This window comes from Nocardia citri, assembly GCF_054065835.1.
Genome location: NZ_JBSUQM010000002.1, coordinates 279,322 through 300,015, shown reverse-complemented (window position 1 = coordinate 300,015; position 20,694 = coordinate 279,322). Strand labels below are relative to the sequence as shown.

Annotated in this window: 25 protein-coding genes and 2 pseudogenes; 14 read left to right on the top strand and 13 right to left on the bottom strand. The window is 64.9% G+C overall.

Translation table 11 applies throughout. The features are described 5' to 3' along the window. Window positions 1–26: 26 nt before the first annotated feature. The 10 genes from ACW2Q0_RS05110 to ACW2Q0_RS05065 all read left to right on the top strand — a co-directional run bounded on the left by ACW2Q0_RS05110 (window position 27) and on the right by ACW2Q0_RS05065 (window position 6,785). Window positions 27–1,235: an aspartate transaminase gene (locus ACW2Q0_RS05110; RefSeq protein WP_457186655.1), complete on the top strand. Its 1,209-nt coding sequence runs from the start codon at window positions 27–29 to the stop codon at window positions 1,233–1,235. 26 nt (window positions 1,236–1,261) lie between these two features. Beyond that, window positions 1,262–1,933 carry a 4-carboxy-4-hydroxy-2-oxoadipate aldolase/oxaloacetate decarboxylase gene (locus ACW2Q0_RS05105; protein WP_457186653.1) on the top strand — a complete coding sequence of 224 codons (672 nt, stop codon included), beginning with the start codon at window positions 1,262–1,264 and terminating at the stop codon, window positions 1,931–1,933. Between the two features lie 94 nt (window positions 1,934–2,027). After that, the gene (locus ACW2Q0_RS05100; protein WP_457186651.1) at window positions 2,028–2,231 is read left to right on the top strand and encodes a hypothetical protein; all 204 of its coding nucleotides are present in this window, start codon (window positions 2,028–2,030) and stop codon (window positions 2,229–2,231) included. 9 nt (window positions 2,232–2,240) lie between these two features. Next, the gene (locus tag ACW2Q0_RS05095; RefSeq protein WP_457186649.1) at window positions 2,241–2,399 is read left to right on the top strand and encodes a hypothetical protein; all 159 of its coding nucleotides are present in this window, start codon (window positions 2,241–2,243) and stop codon (window positions 2,397–2,399) included. Then, the gene (locus ACW2Q0_RS05090) at window positions 2,396–3,340 is read left to right on the top strand and encodes a ribokinase (protein WP_457186647.1); all 945 of its coding nucleotides are present in this window, start codon (window positions 2,396–2,398) and stop codon (window positions 3,338–3,340) included. Before ACW2Q0_RS05095 ends, ACW2Q0_RS05090 begins: the two co-directional genes overlap by 4 nt. Further along, window positions 3,237–3,734, top strand: a complete 498-nt coding sequence (locus ACW2Q0_RS05085) for an RbsD/FucU domain-containing protein (protein WP_457186645.1) — start codon at window positions 3,237–3,239, stop codon at window positions 3,732–3,734. Before ACW2Q0_RS05090 ends, ACW2Q0_RS05085 begins: the two co-directional genes overlap by 104 nt. 180 nt (window positions 3,735–3,914) lie before the next feature. Further along, complete coding sequence (locus ACW2Q0_RS05080; protein ID WP_457186643.1) at window positions 3,915–5,303, top strand: amidase; 1,389 nt, start codon at window positions 3,915–3,917, stop codon at window positions 5,301–5,303. 60 nt (window positions 5,304–5,363) lie between these two features. Continuing rightward, a complete protein-coding gene (locus ACW2Q0_RS05075; protein WP_457186641.1) occupies window positions 5,364–5,933 on the top strand; it encodes a DJ-1/PfpI family protein in 570 nt (189 codons plus the stop codon). A 38-nt stretch (window positions 5,934–5,971) separates the two neighbouring features. Continuing rightward, window positions 5,972–6,130: a hypothetical protein gene (locus ACW2Q0_RS05070; protein WP_457186639.1), complete on the top strand. Its 159-nt coding sequence runs from the start codon at window positions 5,972–5,974 to the stop codon at window positions 6,128–6,130. 106 nt (window positions 6,131–6,236) lie between these two features. Continuing rightward, complete coding sequence (locus tag ACW2Q0_RS05065; RefSeq protein ID WP_457186637.1) at window positions 6,237–6,785, top strand: Lrp/AsnC family transcriptional regulator; 549 nt, start codon at window positions 6,237–6,239, stop codon at window positions 6,783–6,785. Here the strand turns inward: ACW2Q0_RS05065 and ald are convergent. Further along, window positions 6,782–7,888: an alanine dehydrogenase gene (ald, locus tag ACW2Q0_RS05060; protein ID WP_457186635.1), complete on the bottom strand. Its 1,107-nt coding sequence runs from the start codon at window positions 7,886–7,888 to the stop codon at window positions 6,782–6,784. The genes ACW2Q0_RS05065 and ald overlap by 4 nt on opposite strands. Window positions 7,889–8,132: 244 nt before the next feature. On the opposite strand from ald, the gene ACW2Q0_RS05055 reads away from it, so the two are divergent. After that, window positions 8,133–8,348: a carotenoid oxygenase family protein gene (locus ACW2Q0_RS05055; protein WP_457186633.1), complete on the top strand. Its 216-nt coding sequence runs from the start codon at window positions 8,133–8,135 to the stop codon at window positions 8,346–8,348. On the opposite strand, the gene ACW2Q0_RS05050 is transcribed toward ACW2Q0_RS05055, so the two are convergent. The 3 genes and pseudogenes from ACW2Q0_RS05050 to ACW2Q0_RS05040 form a co-directional block, all read right to left on the bottom strand. Next, the gene (locus ACW2Q0_RS05050) at window positions 8,338–8,922 is read right to left on the bottom strand and encodes a quinone oxidoreductase family protein (protein WP_457186942.1); all 585 of its coding nucleotides are present in this window, start codon (window positions 8,920–8,922) and stop codon (window positions 8,338–8,340) included. The two genes, ACW2Q0_RS05055 and ACW2Q0_RS05050, sit on opposite strands and share 11 nt — an antisense overlap. Before the next feature lie 76 nt (window positions 8,923–8,998). Beyond that, window positions 8,999–9,313: pseudogene (locus tag ACW2Q0_RS05045) on the bottom strand (alcohol dehydrogenase catalytic domain-containing protein); the annotation flags it as partial. A gap of 53 nt (window positions 9,314–9,366) precedes the next feature. Then, window positions 9,367–10,104 carry a PP2C family protein-serine/threonine phosphatase gene (locus tag ACW2Q0_RS05040; protein WP_457186631.1) on the bottom strand — a complete coding sequence of 246 codons (738 nt, stop codon included), beginning with the start codon at window positions 10,102–10,104 and terminating at the stop codon, window positions 9,367–9,369. Window positions 10,105–10,455: 351 nt separating this feature from the next. Between ACW2Q0_RS05040 and ACW2Q0_RS05035 the strand changes: the two genes are divergently transcribed. Beyond that, on the top strand, window positions 10,456–10,647 hold the full coding sequence (locus ACW2Q0_RS05035) for a hypothetical protein (protein WP_457186629.1): 192 nt from the start codon (window positions 10,456–10,458) through the stop codon (window positions 10,645–10,647). 194 nt (window positions 10,648–10,841) lie between these two features. On the opposite strand, the gene ACW2Q0_RS05030 is transcribed toward ACW2Q0_RS05035, so the two are convergent. Then, entirely contained in the window at window positions 10,842–11,240 is a 399-nt protein-coding gene (locus ACW2Q0_RS05030; RefSeq protein ID WP_457186627.1) for a hypothetical protein, read from the bottom strand. A gap of 231 nt (window positions 11,241–11,471) precedes the next feature. Continuing rightward, window positions 11,472–11,810, bottom strand: a pseudogene (locus tag ACW2Q0_RS05025) (transglycosylase family protein); the annotation flags it as partial. A gap of 403 nt (window positions 11,811–12,213) precedes the next feature. On the opposite strand from ACW2Q0_RS05025, the gene ACW2Q0_RS05020 reads away from it, so the two are divergent. Further along, window positions 12,214–12,444 (top strand): DUF6400 family protein, encoded by a 231-nt coding sequence (locus ACW2Q0_RS05020; RefSeq protein ID WP_457186625.1) that lies wholly within the window; start codon window positions 12,214–12,216, stop codon window positions 12,442–12,444. A gap of 326 nt (window positions 12,445–12,770) precedes the next feature. Here the strand turns inward: ACW2Q0_RS05020 and ACW2Q0_RS05015 are convergent, their stop codons facing one another. The 6 genes from ACW2Q0_RS05015 to ACW2Q0_RS04990 are packed head-to-tail and all read right to left on the bottom strand — an operon-like array spanning window position 12,771 to window position 18,052. Continuing rightward, window positions 12,771–13,997, bottom strand: a complete 1,227-nt coding sequence (locus ACW2Q0_RS05015; protein WP_457186623.1) for a cytochrome P450 family protein — start codon at window positions 13,995–13,997, stop codon at window positions 12,771–12,773. 13 nt (window positions 13,998–14,010) lie between these two features. Beyond that, window positions 14,011–15,255 carry a cytochrome P450 gene (locus ACW2Q0_RS05010; protein WP_457186621.1) on the bottom strand — a complete coding sequence of 415 codons (1,245 nt, stop codon included), beginning with the start codon at window positions 15,253–15,255 and terminating at the stop codon, window positions 14,011–14,013. An 8-nt stretch (window positions 15,256–15,263) separates the two neighbouring features. Beyond that, complete coding sequence (locus tag ACW2Q0_RS05005) at window positions 15,264–15,869, bottom strand: GTP-binding protein (protein WP_457186619.1); 606 nt, start codon at window positions 15,867–15,869, stop codon at window positions 15,264–15,266. Next, on the bottom strand, window positions 15,844–16,194 hold the full coding sequence (locus tag ACW2Q0_RS05000) for a DUF742 domain-containing protein (RefSeq protein WP_040689530.1): 351 nt from the start codon (window positions 16,192–16,194) through the stop codon (window positions 15,844–15,846). Before ACW2Q0_RS05000 ends, ACW2Q0_RS05005 begins: the two co-directional genes overlap by 26 nt. Further along, entirely contained in the window at window positions 16,191–16,619 is a 429-nt protein-coding gene (locus ACW2Q0_RS04995; RefSeq protein ID WP_457186617.1) for a roadblock/LC7 domain-containing protein, read from the bottom strand. Before ACW2Q0_RS04995 ends, ACW2Q0_RS05000 begins: the two co-directional genes overlap by 4 nt. After that, window positions 16,619–18,052: an ATP-binding protein gene (locus ACW2Q0_RS04990; protein ID WP_457186615.1), complete on the bottom strand. Its 1,434-nt coding sequence runs from the start codon at window positions 18,050–18,052 to the stop codon at window positions 16,619–16,621. The genes ACW2Q0_RS04995 and ACW2Q0_RS04990 overlap by 1 nt, the downstream gene beginning before the upstream one ends. Window positions 18,053–18,463: 411 nt before the next feature. Between ACW2Q0_RS04990 and ACW2Q0_RS04985 the strand changes: the two genes are divergently transcribed. Further along, window positions 18,464–18,895, top strand: a complete 432-nt coding sequence (locus ACW2Q0_RS04985) for a type II toxin-antitoxin system Rv0910 family toxin (RefSeq protein ID WP_457186613.1) — start codon at window positions 18,464–18,466, stop codon at window positions 18,893–18,895. A gap of 234 nt (window positions 18,896–19,129) precedes the next feature. Here ACW2Q0_RS04985 and ACW2Q0_RS04980 read toward each other — a convergent pair whose 3' ends face one another. Beyond that, window positions 19,130–20,665, bottom strand: coding sequence for a DHA2 family efflux MFS transporter permease subunit (locus ACW2Q0_RS04980; protein WP_457186611.1), 1,536 nt, complete (start codon window positions 20,663–20,665; stop codon window positions 19,130–19,132). Window positions 20,666–20,694 lie beyond the last annotated feature (29 nt).

Below are 20,694 nucleotides of genomic sequence, written 5' to 3'. Positions count from 1 at the left end.
GAAGCCATCTCTCCCAGGAGGAAAGCATGTCCCCTGTCGCTCTCGCCGACCGTGTCGAGCGGATGCGGGAATCACCGAGCGTCATCGCCGCACAACGGGTTCGCGAGTTACGCGCGGCGGGGCGGGAGATCCTCGATCTGACCGTCGGCGAACCGGATTTCGACACCCCCGGCCATGTGAAATCCGCGGCGATCGCGGCCATTGCCGCCGGGCTCACCAAATACACTGCGGTGAACGGCATTCCGGAACTGCGGCAAGCCATCGCAGCGCGGATATTCGATCGCACCGGAATTACGGTGAGCGATAGCGAGATCACCGTCGGCGGCGGCGCCAAGCAGGTCATCTTCATGGCGCTGATGGCGACGATCGACGAAGGTGACCAGGTCATCGTGCCGTCACCGTACTGGGTGTCCTACCCGGATATGGTCGCCCTGCACGGTGGCACGCCCATTGTCGTGGACTGCCCCGAAACGGACCGATTCCTGCTCACCGCCGCGAAATTGGAGGCGGCGATCACACCGGCCACGAAATGGGTGATCCTCAACGGGCCGTCCAATCCGACCGGCGCGGTATACAGTGCGGCCGAACTCGCGGCGCTCGCCGAAGTGCTCGAGCGGCACCCGCACGTGAGCGTCCTGTGCGACGAGATCTACGACGAGATCGTCTTCACCGACCAGCGCACCGCGAGCCTGCTGTCGGTGGCGCCGCAGCTGCGCGATCAGATCCTCGTCGTCAACGGCGTGTCCAAGGCGTATGCGATGACCGGCTGGCGGATCGGCTACGCCGTCGGGCATCCGCGGCTCATCGCGGCAATCAATAAACTGCAGTCGCAGAGTTCGTCGTGCCCGTCCTCGATCAGCCAGGCGGCCGCGGCCGCGGCGATTTCCGGCGACCAGACCTTCGTCGCGGAGTCGATCGCGAGCTACCGCGCGCGCCGCGACCTCATCTTCGATCTGCTCTCCGACGTGGACGGACTCACCCCGGTGCGGCCGCAGGGGGCGTTCTACCTGTTCATCGGATGCGCCGGACTCCTGGGCAAACGGACACCGGACGGACGCGTGCTACGCGACGACCAGGACGTCGTTTTGTATCTGCTCGACTCCGCCTCGGTCGCGACGATCCAGGGCTCCGGCTACGGCGCGCCGTCCTACCTGCGTATCTCCTTCGCCACCTCGGCGGACGTGCTGCGCACCGCCGCCTCCGAAATCGCGAAAGCCGTTGCCGCACTGAGCTGACCACAGCCAACCCTTACGGAGAATCCATGGTCCACGTCACCACCAAGATAGACCGCGCCGACCGCGCACTCATCGACGAACTCGGCACGTTCTCGGCCGCCACCATCCACGAGGCCCAGGGCCGCTTGGGCGCACTCGATTCGGATATCAAACCCATCGACCGCGATATGTCCTTCTGCGGATCCGCATTCACCGTCGTCTGCCACCCCCGCGACAACATCATGCTGCAGGTCGCGATCAGTTACGCCCAGCCCGGCGACGTCCTCGTGGTGGCATCCGGCGACCAGCCCGCCGGGCAATTCGGCGACGTCCTCGCCAATGCCTGTGTGGCCCGCGGCATTTCCGCGCTTGTCACCGACGGCGGTGTGCGCGATACCCGAGAGATCCGCGAACTCGGATTCCCGGTCTTCGCCAAGCACGTCTGCATCGAGGGCACCGTCAAGGAAACACTCGGCCCTATCAACCAGCCGCTGGTCTTCGGCGGCCAGATCATCTACCCCGGCGATATCGTCAAGGGCGACTGTGACGGCGTCGTCGTCATCCGACGCGAAGAAATCCGATCCGCAATCGCCGCCTCCCGCGCACGCGACACCGCCGAGGCCGCCTACATCGAACGCTACAAAACCGGTGAGACCCCCATCCAGGTCTCGAACCTGGCCGCGATCCTGGAAGCCAAAGGTCTCACCGTCGACCAGTAGACCTCGCTCGAGGTGATCTCCGTCGACGTCATCCAGGCTGCCCCGGACGCGGCCGAGGCGGGCACATCGACCGGCACGGTAACCCGATACCCGTATGCTGAGTTCGATCGCCGCGGTGGTGCTCGGCGGTTCGTCGCTGTCCGGCGGCACGGCGTCGGTCGGCGCCGTCTGCGGTGCGGTGTTGTTCACCTCGCTGATCAACGGGTTCGCCATACTCGGCATCTCGCGGTACTACCGCCCGGTCGCGGTCGGCACGGTGCTGTCGCGGGCCGCCGCAATCGCCCGCTTCCGAAAGTAGGTCGAGGACATGACGATTCATACACCGGATACCACCGCCGTGGTGCTGCGCGGCGGATTCGTTGCGGCACATCGGATCGACGAGGTGGACGGCGACCGGCTCGTCGCACTCATCACCGGTGCCGCCCCCGGCAGTCTGGAGGTCACCATGGCCGGAGCCGAGTCGTGACGGTCGTCGTTCTCGGCTCGGTCAACCAGGACATCGTGTGTGAGGTGGAGCAACTGCCACGGCCCGGCGAGACGGTGTTGGCACTGCGCTCACGAACCAACCTGGGCGGCAAGGGATCCAATCAGGCCGTCGCGGCGGCACGAGCGGGCGGCCGCGTGGAGTTCATCGGCCGAATCGGCCGGGATGCCGATCCCGGACTGCGAAAATCATTGCGCGAATACGGTGTCGATCTCACCGCATTGCGCGAGGTGCCGGACGTGCGAACGGGAACGGCCTATATCACCGTCGCCGACGGCGAGAACCAGATCGTGGTCGATCCCGGTGCCAACTTCCGCTGGGAAGCCGAACCCGAACTCGACACCATGCCCGAGGCCGAGTTGCTGCGATCGGCGCAAGTCGTTGTCGCACAGTTGGAAGTGCCGCCGAATGTGGTCGAATGGGCGGCACGGCGGGCTCGCCGATTCGTCCTCAATGCCGCGCCGGCGACGCCGCTGCCGGACGAACTGCTGCGCCGCTGCCACCCGCTGATCGTCAACGAATCCGAGCTGTCGGCACTGACCGAGAGCACCGCGCGCACACCCGAGCAGGCATTCCATCTGGCCCGCGCGCTGTGCCTGCGCGCAGCGGAGTCCGTCGTGGCCACCCTGGGCGCCGCCGGAGCGGTCTGGGCGCGCCGCTGCGATGCGCCCACGCCTGTCGCCGGTGGTTATCAGGCTGCGCCACAGGTGAATTCGGTGGATTCGACCGGGGCGGGCGATGCCTTCGTCGGCGCGCTGGCCGCCGCACTCGCCGATGGTAGGCCGCTCGGCGGCGCCGTGGCCTACGCCACCGCGGCCGGTGCGCTCGCCGTCCAGACACCGGGCACCCACGCCTCCTACCCCACCGGGGATCAGATCGCCTCCGCGCTCGCGGCAATCCCTGCGGCCCGGTCACTCGTCTGACCCTTCTTCGAGGAGGAATCAGAACTTTGCGCACCGGTGGACTCATTCACGCCGAATTGCTCGCGGCGCCGCGTCGTACCGATCTCTTCGCCGTCAGCGACTCCGGTCTGCCGACACCCGTCGGCGCCCGGTCATCGACCTCGGCATCAGCTATGGATTTCCCAGGTTCGAGCTGATCCTCGACGAACTCACCATCGAAGCGGCGTGGGGCAGCCGCGACGTCGCCGAGCCGAATCCGGAGGCCGCGGCCGTGCTCGGCGACCGTCTGAACGCGGAGTTGATCGATCACGACGACTTCGAACAGCGCATCAGGGCCTGCCGGTTCGTGGTGCGCACCCGTGCGGCCCGCCCGTACGCCACCGTGTTGCTGCCGGCCGGGGAGCCCTGGTTGTAGCGTGGGAAAATATTGTTACCTCAGATATTGAACCCAGCGCGCACGCGGCCCGTAACTATTGCGGAATGGTCAGTTGACTTACTACTGTCGGGTGCTCGGATCAATAACTGACTCCACAGGTCACGCCACTGTGCGACTGCTTGCAGCTCGCTGACATGTCGGTCGGGAGGAGCGGTAGAGATGGACCTTCGCGAGGTCGTTTCCGCGGGTGTGTGGGAGCAGCGGCAGCTGCTGGAGCAAGGGGTGCTGACGGCCCGTGAACTGACCGAGGCAACGCTTGACGGGATCGAGCAAGCGGGCGAACTCAATGCCTTCACTCGGGTACTGCACGAACAGGCCGTCGCCGAAGCCATCGAACGGGATCATCAGGATGTCACGGCACGCGGGCCGTTGCACGGCATCCCGATCGCGGTGAAGGACGAGATCGACGTGGCGGGCGTCCCGACCACCTTCGGCACCCGCGCCAACCTCACCCCGGCGGTCGCCGATGCCGAAGTGGTGCGGCGGCTGCGGGCGGCGGGCGCGGTCATTGTCGGCAAGACCACCATGCCCGAGTTCGGGCAGTGGCCCTACACCGAATCCACCACCTACGGGGTGACCCGCAATCCGTGGGATTTAACCCGCTCGACCGGCGGCTCCAGCGGTGGTTCCGCCGCAGCGGTCGCGGCGGGTCTGGTGCCCGCCGCGCTCGGTGGTGACGGCGGCGGCTCGATCCGGATTCCCTCCGCCTGCTGCGGACTTTTCGGCCTGAAGACCCAGCGCGGACGGGTGCCGACCGCGCCGAACGCACATTTGTGGTGGGCGTTGGGCGTCATCGGCCCGCTCACCCGAAGCGTGCTGGATTCGGCGATCGTGTACGACGTCATCCGCGGCGCCACACCGACCGAACGCTTCCAGGCCCCCGATCCGATGCTGTCGTTCGAGGAGGCCGCGCGGCGCACACCGACCGGCCTGCGCATCGGCTACAGCACGAAATCACAGACGATGCTCGCGAGAGCGGTGCCCGAACACGTACGTGCGGTGCACGATACCGCCGAACTCCTTGCCCAGCTGGGACATTCGGTCGTCGAAGTCGATCCGAAATACCCTGATTTCACCTTTGCTTTCTATCCCCAGTTCTACGGCGGTGTGCGCGCCGAGATCCCGCTCATCGACCATCCGGAACTGCTCGAACGCCGTACTCACCAAAATCTCGCGCTCGGTTTCTGGGCACGCCAGTCGGTCGTCGAATGGGCCATGCGGCACGGTGCGGTTGTGGCGCGCAAGGCCGATCGCATCTTCGACAACTGCGATCTGCTGCTGACCCCCACCATTGCGCACCGCCCGCCGCGGGTCGGCGTCCTCGACAACGCGAATCCGATTCGCGCACAACTGGCCTCGGTCCCCATGGTCGCCTTCACCGGATTCTGGAATGTGACCGGGAATCCCGCCGCCTCACTACCGGCGGGCATCGCGGCCGATGGGCTCCCGCTGGCAGTCCAGCTGGTCGGACCGGCGAATGGCGAGACCACCATCCTGTCCGTCGCCGCCCAACTCGAACAGGTCCGCCCACACCTCCGTCCCACATAGCCCGAAAACCCCTGCCTGCGCTGCCATTGTCGATAAAATCCGCACCGGAGGTGATGTGCCGTGACAAGCGTATTGCTGATCACCGGAGACGCGGCCGAAGACCTGGAGGTCATGTACCCGTACCAGCGGCTGCTCGAGGAGGGGTACGAGGTCCACGTGGCCGCCCCCACCGCCAAGCAGTTGCAGTTCGTCGTGCACGATTTCGTCGACGGTTTCGATACCTATACCGAGAAGCCCGGACACACCTGGCCAGCCGATATCGCGCTGGCCGATGTCGATCCGAGCCGGTACGCGGCGTTGGTACTGCCCGGCGGGCGGGCGCCGGAGTATCTGCGCGGCGATGCGCAGTGCCGCAGAGTCGTCAAACATTTCGTCGACGAGGACAAACCGATCGCGGCGCTGTGCCATGGTCCGCTGATTCTGCTCGCCGTCGGCGCGCTGAACGGTCGTTCGTCGAGCGCCTATCCGGCGTTGGCCCCTGACCTGAATGCTGTTGGCGCACAATGGGAAGACAGTCCAGCCCATGTCGACGGCAATATCGTGACGGGCCGTGCCTGGCCGGACCATCCGCAATGGATGCGAGCCTTCTTGGAGGTATTGCGCGCCAAAGCGCCCGCACCGGTTCACTGAGCCCTGGCGTTACGTCGTCGCGCCACGAAGGCGGCCGAGTGAAGTTCACCGAGGTCGATGGCGGCACGCGGGTTATCCGGACCACGACCGCCGAAGATCGTGCGCCATTCGCCGCCGCCTGGTTCACCCGTGTGCTCGCCGACCCGATAATCCTGCACTTCATCGGCAAGGTGCTCGACGCCGCCGACCCGCATTGATGCCGGCGAATCGGTGGCTCGACGGCGTGGCCATCTGCGGTCGCGCGCCAGCATGCCAATAGCTGTCAACGCGACGATCCTGACGCGATGACCGGCCCTGGATCGAATGATCTTCGATAGAGTTGGGCCGGTGAGGAAGTTTAATTCACCGATCGGACCGGCGGTCGGTGCCGTGCGGACGCCCCCGCATCCGGCGGTGCAACTGGACGATATCGACCGGATTCTCCTCGATCAACTCGCACGGGACGGGCGCATGACCAATAGCGCGCTGGCCGATGTCGCGGGTATCGCACCGTCGACATGTCTGGGTCGGGTGCGGTCGCTGGTGGAGCGCGGTGTAATTCGCGGATTCCACGCCGATATAGATCCAGCCGCGCTGGGCCGGAATCTGCAGGCCATGATCGCGGTTCGGGTGCAGGCCAGCTCACGTCCGCACCTCGCCGAGTTCGGGGAGCAATTGGCCGGACTCGACGAAGTGCTGAACGTGTATTTCATCGCGGGCGCCGACGACTATCTGATCCATGTCGCCACGGCCGATACCGAGGAACTGCGGGGCTTCGTACTGGAACATCTGAGCGCGCATCCTGCGGTCGCCTCTACCGAGACGATCCTCATCTTCGAGCACGTGCGCCCCAGAACCAGCCCGATGGGTTAAGCGGCAAGCGTCTCGGCGGCGTAATCGTGGGCGGCCGCGACGGATTCGGACAGCAGGTGGCCACGGTGCGTGCTCAGCCCGGCGGCCAGCCCCGGGTCTGCGGCGACCGCATCGTGCCAGCCGCGCTCGGCGAGCGAAATCGCGTACGGCAGTGTGGCATTGGTGAGCGCCACGGTCGAGGTGTATGGCACTGCGCCGGGCATATTGGCGACGCAATAGAAGACCGAATTGTGCACCCGATAGGTCGGCTCGGCATGGGTGGTCGGTCGCGAATCCGCGAAACAACCGCCCTGATCGATGGCGATATCCACCAGCACCGAGCCCGGCTTCATCTGTGCGACAAGGTCATTGGACACCAGCGTCGGAGCCTTGGCGCCGGGCACCAGCACCGCGCCGATCACCAGATCCGCCTCCCGAACCAGACTCTCCACCTCGAAGGTGTTGGAGATGACAGTCCGCACCTGACCGCGGTACTGTCCGTCCAGCGCACGCAGGCGCGCGATATTCAGATCCAGCACCGTCACGTCCGCGTGCATACCGACCGCGACGGCGATCGCATTGCTGCCCGAAACACCGCCGCCGAGTACGACCACCTCAGCCGGACGTGTCCCCGGCACTCCGCTCATCAGCACGCCGCGGCCACCGCCGCTGCGCATCAGGTGATACGCACCGGCCTGCGGCGCGAGCCGCCCTGCGACCTCGCTCATCGGTGCGAGTAGTGGCAGCGATCCATCCTTCCCGATGACGGTCTCGTAGGCGATCGAAGTGATCCCGGATTTCAGCAGCGCGTCGGTGCACTCCTTGGATGCCGCCAGGTGCAGGTAGGTGAACAGCAGCTGCCCCTCCCGCATACGCGAATACTCCTCGGCCACCGGCTCTTTCACCTTGAGAACCATGTCCGCGGCGCCCCAGACCTCATCGGCGGTATCCAGTACCCGCGCCCCCACGGCCGCGTAGGCCATATCCTCGAATGCCGACCCCTGACCCGCACCGGCCTCGATGTACACCTCGTGTCCGCGCGAGACCAGCTCGTGTGCACCCGCGGGTGTACACGCGACCCGGTACTCGTGGTTTTTGACCTCGCGGGGAATTCCGATCTTCATCAACACTCCTGTATGTCGATCCAGCGGATTGGCGACATGTGATCGTTCGATCACTTCCGTGCAAGTATGAAGATCATGCAAGGTAAGGTCTATATCGGTGAATATAATTCTCCAACTATTCGAATGGACATTTCGATATTCATATTCGAGGACCTGGCGGACTATCGATTCGAAACATATTCGGAACCCAGGACCAAGGCCGGCTCGGGGTACTGCGCCGGGACGACCCGCGCGGCGCGATCCGGTGGTTGCCGATAGATCCGCGCCCGCGGACGACCGCCCCGGCGGCGACGGCTACCTGGTGACCGACGTCTCCAACGCCGATACCGGCCGGAGCGATCTCGTCATCCTCGACGCGTTCGAGTTGGCCGCGCCACCGCTGGCGACCGTTCACCGACCTGCCCGGTGCCCTACCGATTTCAGGGAAACCGGCTCGCCGACAAATGATTTCAGCCGTTGACCGCGAGCACGAGTTTGCCGGTCGAGGTGCGGCTGCCCATCAATCGATGCGCCTCGGCGACCTCGGACAGCGGGAACTCCGCGGTGATCGGCAGCTCCACCTGACCCGTGGTGACCAATCGGAACGCCCGATCGGCTATTTCCCGCAAAGCCCGCGGCGCATCGGCGGTGAGCCCGAGGATCGAGAACCCGGAGATCGACAGACCCCTGGGGTAAAGCTCGGGTTGGCCGATCTGCCAGCCCGGCTCACCGCTCGCATTGCCATAGGAGATCAGCCGGCCGAACAACGCCAGCGAATCGAGGCCGCGCCGCAGGGTCTGCCCGCCGACCGGATCGAGCACGATATCGACACCGCGACCACCGGTCGCCTCCCGGACATCGGTATCGAAGGTCTCGGCTAGGAAGGCATCGTCGTAACCGAGCTTGCGCGCGTAATCCGCCTTGGCCTCGCTGGAGACCACGCCGTACACCGCGCCGGCACCCGCCAGCTTGGCCACCTGCCCACCATGGTGCCCACCCCGCCGGCGCGGCCTGTACCAGCACGGTCTCCCCCGGCTGCAGCTTGGCGACGGTATTGATCAGCGCATACGCGGTCGGCAGGACTGTGGGAAGCGTTGCGGCCGTACGCAAGTCGACACCATCGGGCACCGCGAACACTGTCGCGGCGGGTACCACGGCGACTTCGGCGTAGGCGCCGCCCTCGGTGATCGCCGCCACCGACTGACCAACCGTGAACCCGTCGACACCTTCGCCGATCGAGCGCACCCGCCCCGAAAGTTCGAGCCCAGGCACGAACGGCAGATCCCGGACCCGATATCCGACCGAACGCGCCTGCAGATCGGCGAAGTTCACCCCGATATGGTCGACATCGATGGCGACCTCACCGGGGCCCGGTTCCGGGGCATCGAGTTCCACCTCCTGCAATACCTCGGGTCCGCCCAACTCGCTGATCTGAATCGCCCGCATGACACGACACTCCACTAGACACACTGACCAGATAGTTCTAGCAGGAAATGCGATTACCGGCAGTCCACGACGAGCGCCGTCGCGTTATCGGAGCTACCGGCCTGTAATGCGTTGTCCACCAAGGTTTCCGCAGCGTTGGCAGCGGTTTGCCCCGCGACAAGTATCGATTTGATCGCGAACATATCGAGCCGCTTGTGCACACCGTCGGTGCTCAGCAGCAGTCGGCCCCGGCTCGATCCGGTGGCGGCGCGACCGATGACGTCCGGGCTTGCGGTGCGGGTCGAGGTGGTGACGAGATGGTCCATGCGGTGCGCCGGGCGAACCCCCTTGGCGCGCATGAACTCCGCGACGGTGTGGTCGGTGGTGATCTGATGCAGCACCCGGCCGTTCCAGCGGTAGGCGCGACAGTCGCCGACCCAGGCGATATCGCAGGGGCCGTCGGGCTGATCGGCCGCGGGCAGTACGGCGATCACGAGCACACTGTCGGCCTGCTCCTCCGGAAATTCCCGCAGCAACTCCTGCTGTGCCGCGACCACACCGGCCAGCGCACCGTTGCCCGCACCGATCCGCGCGGCCACCGAAGCGGCGGTCCGCGCCGCCCTGGCCGCGGCCAGGTTGTCGCCGACCCCGTCGGCGACGACGAATGCGGTGCGCCCGACGCCGGGGTCGGTATAGGTGGCAAACGCGTCGGCATTGAGCGAACGCCGCCCCCGGGTGCTCACCACACCGGGCGTGATACCCAGCCCAACCGGTGTTCGGCGGGCGATGGCGATCGAAGCGGTTGTCTGCAAGGTCTGACCTCCTCAGGCTGGACCTGCCCCAACGCTGCCGATCCGCACAACTCTGTAACTCCAGTGAACCTGGATTTTCCGTGTACCGTGCCAAAATTACCCAAGAGAATGCTTTGAATCGTCGGCACACGCGCCATAGGAGTTCTGCTCCCGAAATTCGATGGCTCGGTGGACATCGATGACGGACTCGATCCGCTGCTCGCGAACGGCCGTACCGTCAGACCCGATCCTCACGTTGTCGTACGGATTGGCGGCAACCAAACCGGTTTTACCACAACGAATCCCACAACTTTCTACGAAATAGCCTACGTACTCCCTAGACTGCGACAATCCACATCGAGGGAGCGTCGAGTGTCCACTACCGTTCAGGTCTTGTTCGTTATCGTCGCCGTGCTCGTCGGCATCATCGTCGCGGTGATTTCCGGAATCCTCTCCAAGGTCAGCGGCTCACCCGCGGGCATCGTGATCCGTGACGGCAGCGTCGCCTTCGCGGGTACGGCCGGTCTGACCCTGCTATTACTCAAGGCCATCGGCGTGTTGTGAGCCCGAGGCCCGAATCCCACCCCGCACTCGGTGAGCGCCAATCGGTGGCGCCGATCGCGCGCACCCGATACCGCACGCTGAGCACGCGGTCATCGCCGAGCGTGCCGGCGACGATGCGCGGGCTCAGCGGCCCGCATTCGGCCACGCGCCGGGGAGATCGCCTGCACCGGGGCCGGCGCGGAGCCCGCTGAAGTTCAACCGCCGAAGACGACGCAGGCGAAGCCAACGTGTACGCCGGCGCCGACCCGGACTTCCACCGTTGCGATGGGCGTGACATCCGGGGCCTGCACGGCGCTGATCGTGTGCGGGCCGGTGGCTTTCGGGATCCAGGTCAGCAGGGCGATGCCACCCAGCGGGCGGACCACTCCGAACAGGACGCCGTTGTCGTAGAAGGAGACCGGGTCGGCGGCGTTGTCGACGTACGCCTCGGCGGTGGCCGGACAGTCGGTGCCGTAGTTGGTCGCCAGGCCGTAGTTCGAATCCGGCATCACCCCGACCCGCGTCACCACGGCATTCGCCGCCGGCGCGGTGCAGGCCAGGGCGGCGATCGCGGTGCCGAGCACGGTCGCGGTCGTGATCGTTCGGTAGCTCATGATGCCGTCCCCGTTGTGCCGAGTTGCCAGCGGAGATCATAGATAGCCGCCCACCGGAGCGCTACATCCGGAATCGCCCCAGCGTTGCGCAATTATGTACACAACGGTTGTCTTTACCTGTCGATATGCCGCGAGGTGTTCACCGCAGCGTGCGGCGTTCACGAGGATCGGGACGATGACAGTGTCATGGCTCGGTCGTGCCCGCTGGACAGCTCCACTGTCTCACCGGAAGAGGCCGAGCGCTGCCGAACAACCTGCCCAAGGGCCCCAGCCCTCAGCGGCGAGAACCCGCTCGGCGACGGCGATCTGCTGCTCACGGGTGGCCTTGTCGGCTGTCTGCCCATATGCCGCACCGCCATACGCAGCCCATGTTCCCGGCGTGAACTGCAGGCCGCCCTGAAACCCGTTGCCGGTGTCGATACTCCAATTACCACCCGACTCGCACGCGGCGACGCTGTCCCAGTCCTGATCGGTAGCGGCGGAGGCTTGGCCAACGGATGCCATGCCGGCCCCGCCGATGATGGCGCTGGTGATGACGATCTTCTTGAGAGGGGTGCCCAGAGTGCTCATGTAGCAATTCCTTTCGAGTCAGCAAACCTATACAGGTGTCCAAGCATGAAAGGTGATCACTGGATCCATTGAGCCCGTTCGAGTCTGTGCTGGGCATGATGAGCTGAAGTGACAGTCCCCGATATCGTGTCCACATCGAAATACGGACCGATGTCGTCCGTGAACCCATTGGCAGTCGCCAATCGGCCGATAAGCTGCGGCGATCGTCCGGAGGAATGGGATTTCAGCGGTGGGGCGTGTGGGGCGATTATGCGGGCGAATTTACTCCGTGGTCCAGTTCGCGCACGGGCATCAAATGTGACGAAGTCAACCGTGGAACGTGATGCAGGTCATTGCCCGAAAAGGCACGGTTGGGCATTGTTATCAATTCGTTTTCGGAAAGAACTCGGTTGGAGATGCCCAAATGGCCGACCACAATTTTGCTTACGACCTGACGCTGGACGAGGTACGACGGCGCAGCGCCGTCGTCGCGGCGCTCGGTGATGACTGGGATCCGGTCGCGGTGCTCGCCGAGGAAGATCTGGCGTACGACATGCTGTACTCGAATCTCAACGATGAGCAGCAGCGGATCTACGAGGAACTCGTCCAGGCCGGGATCCTGCCGGATCGGTCGACGCGCCAGATTGCCGACTGATCTCACCGCCGAGCACCGTGCTCGCGCTGCCGCCGCGCGGGCCTACTCGCCCACACCTACCGCCCACAACTCGTCGGTCACGAATGCCGTCAGCACACCGGCCGGATCGAAATCGACGGCACCGACGCGACCTACGCACCCCATACCCAGTCGGGTTTCCTCGCACCCGTGAACAAGACACTGCTGTTGCTGGCCAACGGACTAATGGCCCGGCGCGGACTGGCCCGAGCCCGGAAACAGGGCCGCCTCGGCGCACTGGGCTGACCGGAAAGGGCACGAACCCCCTCCCGATCGAAATCGGAAGGGGGCCCGGCTTTTCAGGTGGACTACTCCGCCGGCACCAGCGTCACCGGCAATCTGGCATGCCCATTGGAGATAAAGCTGGCCACCGACCCCAACTCGGACGGATCCGCCGCCAGCCGCATATCCGGAAACCGCTCGAAGATCGCGGGCAACGACACCAGTGCCTCGAGCCGGGCCAATGGTGCCCCCAGGCAATGGTGCACGCCGTACCCGAAGGCCAAGTGCTCCTTATCTTCTCGGGCGATATCGAATTGATCGGCGGTGTCTCCGTGAACTTTTCGATCCCGGCTCGCCGCCGCATACGAAGCGAGAATGGCCTCGCCCTTGGCGATATGTACTCCATCGACCTCGATATCGTCGACCGCGAACCGCAACGGCAGATGTGCGATCGGTGCCTCGAACCGCAGCGCCTCCTCGACCAGATCGGCCCAGGTCGCCCGGTCCGCGACCAGCGCGGCGCGCTGCCGCGGATTGGTCAGCAGCGCGAAGATCGCCTGGTCGAGCAGGTTGACCGTGGTCTCGTGCCCGGCACTGATGACGAGCAGCAGCGTATCGATCAGTTCCTGCTCGGTGAGCTGGGACCCGTCTTCCTCGTCGCGGTGCGAAATCAGCAGACTGGTCATATCGTCGCCGGGCTGGTCGCGCCGATACGCCACCAATTCACCGAGGATCCGATACATCTCCAAATAGTTCGCCTGCGACTCCTCCGGACCGAGCGAGGTGTCGAAAATGCCGTCGACGCACTTGCGCAGGCCCGCACTGAGTTCCTCGGGCACACCCATCAGTTCGGAGATGACCTGAATCGGCAGTGTATACGCGAAACCCTCACGCAGATCGACCGATTCACCTGGGGGCGTCTTCGCGAGTTCGGCAAGCAGATCCTCGGTAATCCGCTCGATCTGCCCACGCATCGCCTCGGTGCGCCGATGGGTGAATGCGGGCGCGACCAATTTGCGCAGCCGCTTGTGGTCCGCACCGTAAGCGGTGAACATGTTGTTCACCGCGACCCACAGGAAAAGCGGCCAGTCCTGCGGAATCTCGCCGTTGATGAAGGCGGGCCAGTGCTGGCTCGCATCCTTGGAAACCCGCGCATCGACGAGCAATTTCTTGAGCAGTCCGGCATCGGTGACCGACCATGCCCGCACGCCACCGGGCAGTTCAACCAGCGCCACGGGCCCGCGCTCACGAATGCGTGCGGATTCGCCCTGGATATCGCTTCCCGTCGGATCCAGGGTAATGGGTTGTTGCACTATGGAAATCTCCTTAAGGCATGGCTAGCGGAGGGGATTTGGGGAAAGTGACGGGCAGGGATACCAGCGCCCGATGGAACGGACCCGGCCGCCAGGTGAGTCTTTCGGGTGTTGTCGCCAAACGCATTTCGGGAAGTGCGTCGAGCAGTTGGTCGATGGCGTCTTGGACGGTGAGATAGGCGATCGACCGCGCCGGGCAGGCGTGTGGGCCTGCACTCCACGCCAGATGCGAACGGTTGGGCCCGAATTCGCTCACCCCGACGGCAGGGTCGTTATTGCATCCGGTCATGCTGATGACAACCGGCTGATGTGCGGGCAGCCAGACACCGTCGATCAGGATCGGTTGTTTCGGATAGGAAACGCAATAGTTGGCCATCGGCGGATCGGTGAACAGCACTTCGTCGAGCGCGTCACGGGTAGAAAGACTTCCGCCGTGCACGTTGCCCGCGAACCGGTCGTCGGTCAACATCAGCAGCAGCGTGTTCGTGATCAGATTCTGCTGCGGTTCGATACCCGCGCCATAGATGGTCGTGATCTGGTGGATCATTTCTTCGTCCGAGAGCTTCGCCGAATGCGCGAGCAGCCGCGAGGTGATGTCGTCGCCAGGATCGCTGCGCTTCAGCGTGACGAGCTCGAACAACGCGTCGGAGAGCATCACATTGCCCTTGTCGGCGTTCACACCCTCGAAGATGGCCGCCATCGCGGTGGCGACCTGCTGGCCGATCTCCGGCGGGCAGCCGATCATGTCATTCAGCACCTGGAAGGTTAGTGGAAATGCGTACTGGCTGATCAGGTCGGCCGCGCCGTCACCGCAGAAGGCGTTGATCAACGGAATGGCGGCATCTTCGACGACTGTATGCAATGCGTGCAGATCGACTTCGACCAGGCTCGCCGCATTTGCCTGTCGATAGCGCAGATGCTCGTTTCCCACACTGCGCAAGGCATTCGGCCGCCATTCCAGCATGGGCAGAACCGGGCATTCTGCGGGAATATTCTGTTGCCAGGTGCGCGGATCCGCCGGAAAGTGGGCGGGGTCGTTGAGGATCCGCACCGCAGTGTGATAGCCGATCACCAAAGTGGCCGGCACACCGGGCGATAGGTCCACCGGTACCAGCGATCCGTACCGTCGCCGCATATCACGGTACGCACGCTGCGGATCGGATGCGAAATCCTCGGAATAGAGCGATACGCGTGGGCCGTCGGTATCGAACGGCGACCCGAACGCAACAGAGCCGGGCTTTGCGGAATCAGCTTGCAATGGATCAATTACTTCCGGGACTCTTGACGACGGAACAGGAACTCGACGAGCGTGATCAGTGACATCAGGCAAGTGCCGCGCTGACGGGCATCGAGCGATGTCAGTGGAGTGTCCGGCGCGAGATCCAGTGCGTCACGGATCTCGTCGAGCGGATAACGCATGGCGCCTTCGAACTGATTGACCGCGACCGAATACGCCACCCCGCGCTCCTCGAGCACCGACAGCACCTCGTCGGCCTTATCGATGCGCCGAGTATCCACCAGCACCAAGGCGCCGAGCGCGCCGCGCGCCAATTCCTCCCACAGCGGGACGAAGCGCCGCTGTCCCGGCGTCCCGAAAAGATACAGCGCGAGTGTGGGATTCAGTGTGATGCGGCCGAAATCCATCGCCACAGTCGTCTGCGATTTGCCGGGTAGCCCGGCCATATCGTCGACGCCGACACTGGCCTCGGTGATCGTCTCCTCCGTGCGTAGCGGGCGGATCTCCGAAATGCTGTTCACGAATGTCGTTTTACCGACACCGAAATTGCCTGCCACCAAGAGCTTTACCGACCGGGTCACGGTCTCCGGCACATAGTCGACAGTGCGCTCAGGCCGGGAGAGCACGGAGCCCATTGAGTACCTCCTCGAGCAGGGTGATCTCCGGCATGACTTCGGCCGGGGTCGGAGTGGCCAGGTGTTCGCTGTCCAACAGATCGGCGACGACGATCTTCACCACGGACGGCGGCAAGTCGAGATAGGCGGCGATCTCGGCAATCGACAGGGCGCTGCGTCGGCTGCACAGGTTCAGCACCTGGCGCGCATCGGGAGTCGCACCGGGTGCCGGATCCTTGGCGGCGACAACCAGCGTGACCAGGTCCAAGTCACGACTGGGACGGATTCGCCCCCCGGTACGCACATAGGCCCGGACCAAGTCGGGGTCTCGCCGGGACCTCGTCATGACGACAAGCCGCCCTCAACCCTCCCGCGCGGCTGGGCGCCTAACTCGTGCCCCACCCGCCCGGCGAGCTCGTTCATGCGGTGCGCGACCAGACCGATATCGGTCTCGGGCGTCGTCGAAACACCGAGCAGCGCCCCCTCACCCGCCGCGGTGATGAGGATCATACCCTGGTCGTATTCGGTCATGTTCTGACGCACACCGTTGTCGAGGCCACCACAGAATTCGCCGAGCGCTTTACCTAGTGAGCGCAGACCCGAGGCGGCCGCGGCGAAACGCTCGGCATCATCCTTTTTGACACCGTCGGAGTGCGCGATCCGCAGTCCGTCATCGGACAGCAGCACCGCGAACCGGACGCCGGGAACGTTGCTGAGATCCTCGAGTAGCCAACCCAGCCTATTGCTGCTGTCGGTCACCGGTGTGCTCATCAGGATGACATCCCTTCGCTGTTATCGGAGGCAGCAGCCTCACGGCCGCTCTTGGAACCCATCTGCCAGGCGGAGGCGATTTCGGGACGTGCCTGTCCCGCTTCGGATTCGGTGCCGGTCTGCGCGGGCACCGAAGACACCGCCCGACGACGTCGCTTGGGAAGGCCGCCACTGGTGATCTCGTGCACAGCGAACTCCTCGTTCTCGGCGGGCTGTTCGCCCACCCCGGCCAAGACCGGAACCGGGGATAATTCGAAGGGCCTATCCTCGCCGGCAGCGGTCGGCACGGGTTCCGGGGCCGGGGTGACAGCGGGAACGGCCGGTGCGGAGCTGTTCGTCACCGCGCTGACGAGCAGTGCCTCGGGGATGTAGACCATCGCCCGCATACCGCCGTAGACGTTCGGGCCGTCGATGTAGACGGTGAACCCGTAGCGCCGGGCCAGTGCCGCGATGCCAGGGAAACCGACGCGCGGGGACGGGCCGAGCTGGTGGATGTCGATCGGGCGCTCGTTGGCGAGCACCTGCCGGGCCTCCTCCATCTGCTCCGCGTTCATCCGCACACCGGCATCGTCGATGATGACGGTGACGCCGTGGTGGCCCTCCTGGAAGGTCACATCCACATAAGACGTCGGCGGGGAGTAGCGCAGCGCGTTGTCGAGCAGGGTGGCCAAGGTGTGCACGAGCGGTTCCACCGCCCGGCTGATGACGATGCGGTCGAGCTGGTTGGCCCGCACCCGCAAGTAGTCGCGGACACGCCCGATCGCGCCACCGACCACATCGGTGAGCGACTGCGCGGGCCAGCGCCGACCCGGCAGACCACCACAGACGATCACATACGACTGCGCCTGACGCAGCATCTGCTGCACGGTGTGGTCGATGCGGGTCAGGGTGGCGTACACCTCGTCGTCACGGTGCTCGCGCAGCGCCGCGCTGACCACCTGACTGACATCCGCGCCGAGGCTGACCACGGAGGTGCCGAAGGAACGCACCGCCGCACTGGTCGCGGCCCGCGAGGCGGATTCGATCTCGGCGCGAGTACCCTCCTCGGTCGCTTCGATCGCTTGCTGAGCCTTTTCCTCGGCTTCTCGCGCGGCCTGCTCGTGTGTCTCCGACTGCACCATGCGCAGATCGTCGGCGTACCGCTCGGCAATCCATTGCAGGCACTGGACGAACCGGGAATTCTCTTGCCCCGTCGGGACCTCGATGGCCGAAACCGGTGCCTCGAAGCGGCGCACCGCATCGATCATCGCCGGCAGTGTCTGGTTGGCGAAGTGCTCGAGAGTTTCCTCCTGCACCCGATTCGCTCTATTGAGGGCGTCGGCGCGGATCTTCTGTTGTTTCGCGTACTGCGCTACATACAACGCCGCCGCCACGGCAATAATGAGAGCGGGGGCGAGGATCCATGAAAGCACCACGGCGATATCTTGATTCATCAGCTCTCTCGTCGTTGCGACAGCCGGTGTCACAGCGCGTTTTCTCGCCTTCCTCGCGACGCCGACCAGGATCTACATTCGTCGAATGCGGCCACTTCGACACCGGCACCAACCCCAGAGTGCCCGCAGGGCAAGCGATTCGAGGAATCACCCACCGCGCGGATCGAGCCGATCAGTAGCTCGGCACCCGACGACCCGCCCACAGTAGCAGCATCGCCCGGAAGTCTCTCTCGATCGGAGGACCACATTCCCTATTCCTCGAACCCGCCAGCGTCTCCATAGATTTCGCAGACCACTCGATCGGTGCGATTTGCCTGCCCGAATTTTCCGTCGACGCCGCCGGTTCGGTAGCCGGGCGCTATGGCCGAATGCCTCGAATAGCGAACCGCCAGTACCGGATACTATGCGCGAATGGCAAAGCTCAAGGTGTCCGTCGACGTGCCGATTTCCCCACAGGATGCCTGGTCGCACACCTCCGACCTGACCGAGCTCGACAAGTGGCTCCTCATGCACGAAGCGTGGCGCAACGAAGTACCCGCCGAACTCACTGTCGGCACCCAACTGGTCGGTGTCGCATCGGTCAAGGGACTGCGCAACCGGGTCACCTGGACGGTCAAGGCCGCTGAACCGCCGCGACGACTCGCCTTGAGCGGCGCGGGCAAGGGTGGCACCAAATTCGAGCTCGAACTGCTCGTCGCCGCCAAGGGTGCGGGCTCGGAGGTCACCGTCGATATCGCTCTGGGCGGCGCGCCCCTCTTCGGCCCGATCGGTTCCGGTGTCGCGCGGGCGCTGAAGGGCGATATCGAGCGCTCACTGGAGCGTTTCGTCAGGCTCTACGGCTGAGGGAGTTCGAACGTGCCGCATGCCAAGGCCTCGGATGGCGCCCGGATCGCTTATCAGAGCGCCGTCGACGGACCGTCGGTGCCGACTCACCGAACAGGCCGATAAACACCCGAGCGACCCGCCTGATTCGACGAATTCCGAAGCATCGCAAGCCCACTTGTCCCGGAATTCCTGAACGAAAACCGGCCAGGGGCCGAGTTCGACTGGTGCACAGTCGAACTCGGCCCCTGGGGGCTAATGCACCAGTGCCGGTGCCTCCGCGACCTCGGCCGTCTGCGGCTTGGTGCGCGGCAGGAAGGCCGCGGGCACTACGGTCAGTACGATGAGCGCCAGCGCCACGATGTAGGTGTGGCTGAATGCCGTCGCGGCCTGGCTCAATCCCGTCTCGACCGCCCCGGGCGGTAGATGCGCCGCAATCGAGGGATCGTAGTTCGACGCGATCGCGGGCTTGGCGAGCGGATGGCGGTTCAGCAGGCTGCTGAGCACCACCGACATCGTCGCAGTGCCGATGGACCCGGCGGACTGGTTGATGATGTTCATCAGCGTCGTGCCGCGCGCGACGTGCTGGCGGGTCAGCGTCTGGATCGCCGCGGTCATGGTCGGCATCATGGTGCAGCCCATGCCGAGGCCCATCACGAACAGCGCGCCCAACATGTACGGGTACGACGTATCCGCCTTCAACTGCACAAAGAACACCATGCCGAGCGAGATCAGCGAAACACCGGTCAGCACGATCTTGCCCGGACCGATCTTATCGACCAGTCGGCCCGCGATCGGCATCGTCACCATCGCGCCGAGGCCCTGCGGTGCCAGCAGCAGACCGGCCGCCATAGCCGTCTCGCCGCGCACCTGCTGCAAGTAGGTCGGCAGCAACAGGCCCGCGCCGAAGAACGCGGTCGCGAACAGCACCATGGTCAGCACCGCGAAGGTCAGCGACCGGTTGCGGAACAGATGCAGATCGATCAGCGGATGTTCGATGCGCAGAGCGTGCAGGACGAACAGCGCGATGAGAACGACACCGATGGCAACCGGTATGAGCACCTTGGCCGCGATGACCGTGCCCTCGCCCGGAATCGAGGAGACGCCGAACAGGAACAGCGCCAGACCCGGTGAGGCCAACAGCATGCCGAGGACGTCGAAGGATTCCGACGGCTCCGGGTTATCCGCGGGGAACACGATGAAGGCGCAGATGAGCGCTATGATCCCGACCGGAACATTGATGAGGAAGATCCACTTCCAGCCGTAACTGTCGATCAGCCAGCCGCCCAGGATCGGACCGCCGATCGGTCCGAGCAGCATCGGCACGCCGAGTACCGCCATCACCCGGCCGACGCGTTGCGGGCCGGCCGCGTGGGTCATGATCGTCATGCCCAGCGGCATCAACATGCCACCGCCGAGGCCCTGGATCACGCGGAAGGCGATGAGCGACTCCATACTCCAGGCCTGGCTGCACAGTACCGATCCGAGCACGAACAGCGTCAGCGCGAGCATGTACAACCGTTTGGTGCCGAAGCGGTCCGCCGCCCAACCGGTCAGCGGTATGACGCTGGCCAGCGCGAGGGTGTAGCCGGTCATCGACCAGGCCGCGATCGCGGTGGTGGTGTGGAACTCGTTCTGGAATTTCGGGATCGCGACGGTTACGACGGTGATATCCAGGATCGACATGATCGCGCCGAGCACGACCACCCCTGCCACCTTGAAAACCGCGATGTCGAGTTTATCGGTCGCGGGATCCGCTGCGACCGACGTGGTATCCGGAGGATGTGTCACCGCTTAAGCCTTGCACCTCGCCGACCAAA

Coding starts and splice junctions, on each gene's coding strand:
- ACW2Q0_RS05110 (WP_457186655.1), top strand. CDS start 27: ATGTCCCCTGTCGCTCTCGCCGACCGTGTCGAGCGGATGCGGGAATCA.
- ACW2Q0_RS05105 (WP_457186653.1), top strand. CDS start 1,262: ATGGTCCACGTCACCACCAAGATAGACCGCGCCGACCGCGCACTCATC.
- ACW2Q0_RS05100 (WP_457186651.1), top strand. CDS start 2,028: ATGCTGAGTTCGATCGCCGCGGTGGTGCTCGGCGGTTCGTCGCTGTCC.
- ACW2Q0_RS05095 (WP_457186649.1), top strand. CDS start 2,241: ATGACGATTCATACACCGGATACCACCGCCGTGGTGCTGCGCGGCGGA.
- ACW2Q0_RS05080 (WP_457186643.1), top strand. CDS start 3,915: ATGGACCTTCGCGAGGTCGTTTCCGCGGGTGTGTGGGAGCAGCGGCAG.
- ACW2Q0_RS05065 (WP_457186637.1), top strand. CDS start 6,237: ATGATCTTCGATAGAGTTGGGCCGGTGAGGAAGTTTAATTCACCGATC.
- ald (WP_457186635.1), bottom strand. CDS start 7,888: ATGAAGATCGGAATTCCCCGCGAGGTCAAAAACCACGAGTACCGGGTC.
- ACW2Q0_RS05030 (WP_457186627.1), bottom strand. CDS start 11,240: ATGAGCTACCGAACGATCACGACCGCGACCGTGCTCGGCACCGCGATC.
- ACW2Q0_RS05020 (WP_457186625.1), top strand. CDS start 12,214: ATGGCCGACCACAATTTTGCTTACGACCTGACGCTGGACGAGGTACGA.
- ACW2Q0_RS05005 (WP_457186619.1), bottom strand. CDS start 15,869: ATGGGCTCCGTGCTCTCCCGGCCTGAGCGCACTGTCGACTATGTGCCG.
- ACW2Q0_RS05000 (WP_040689530.1), bottom strand. CDS start 16,194: ATGACGAGGTCCCGGCGAGACCCCGACTTGGTCCGGGCCTATGTGCGT.
- ACW2Q0_RS04995 (WP_457186617.1), bottom strand. CDS start 16,619: ATGAGCACACCGGTGACCGACAGCAGCAATAGGCTGGGTTGGCTACTC.
- ACW2Q0_RS04990 (WP_457186615.1), bottom strand. CDS start 18,052: ATGAATCAAGATATCGCCGTGGTGCTTTCATGGATCCTCGCCCCCGCT.
- ACW2Q0_RS04985 (WP_457186613.1), top strand. CDS start 18,464: ATGGCAAAGCTCAAGGTGTCCGTCGACGTGCCGATTTCCCCACAGGAT.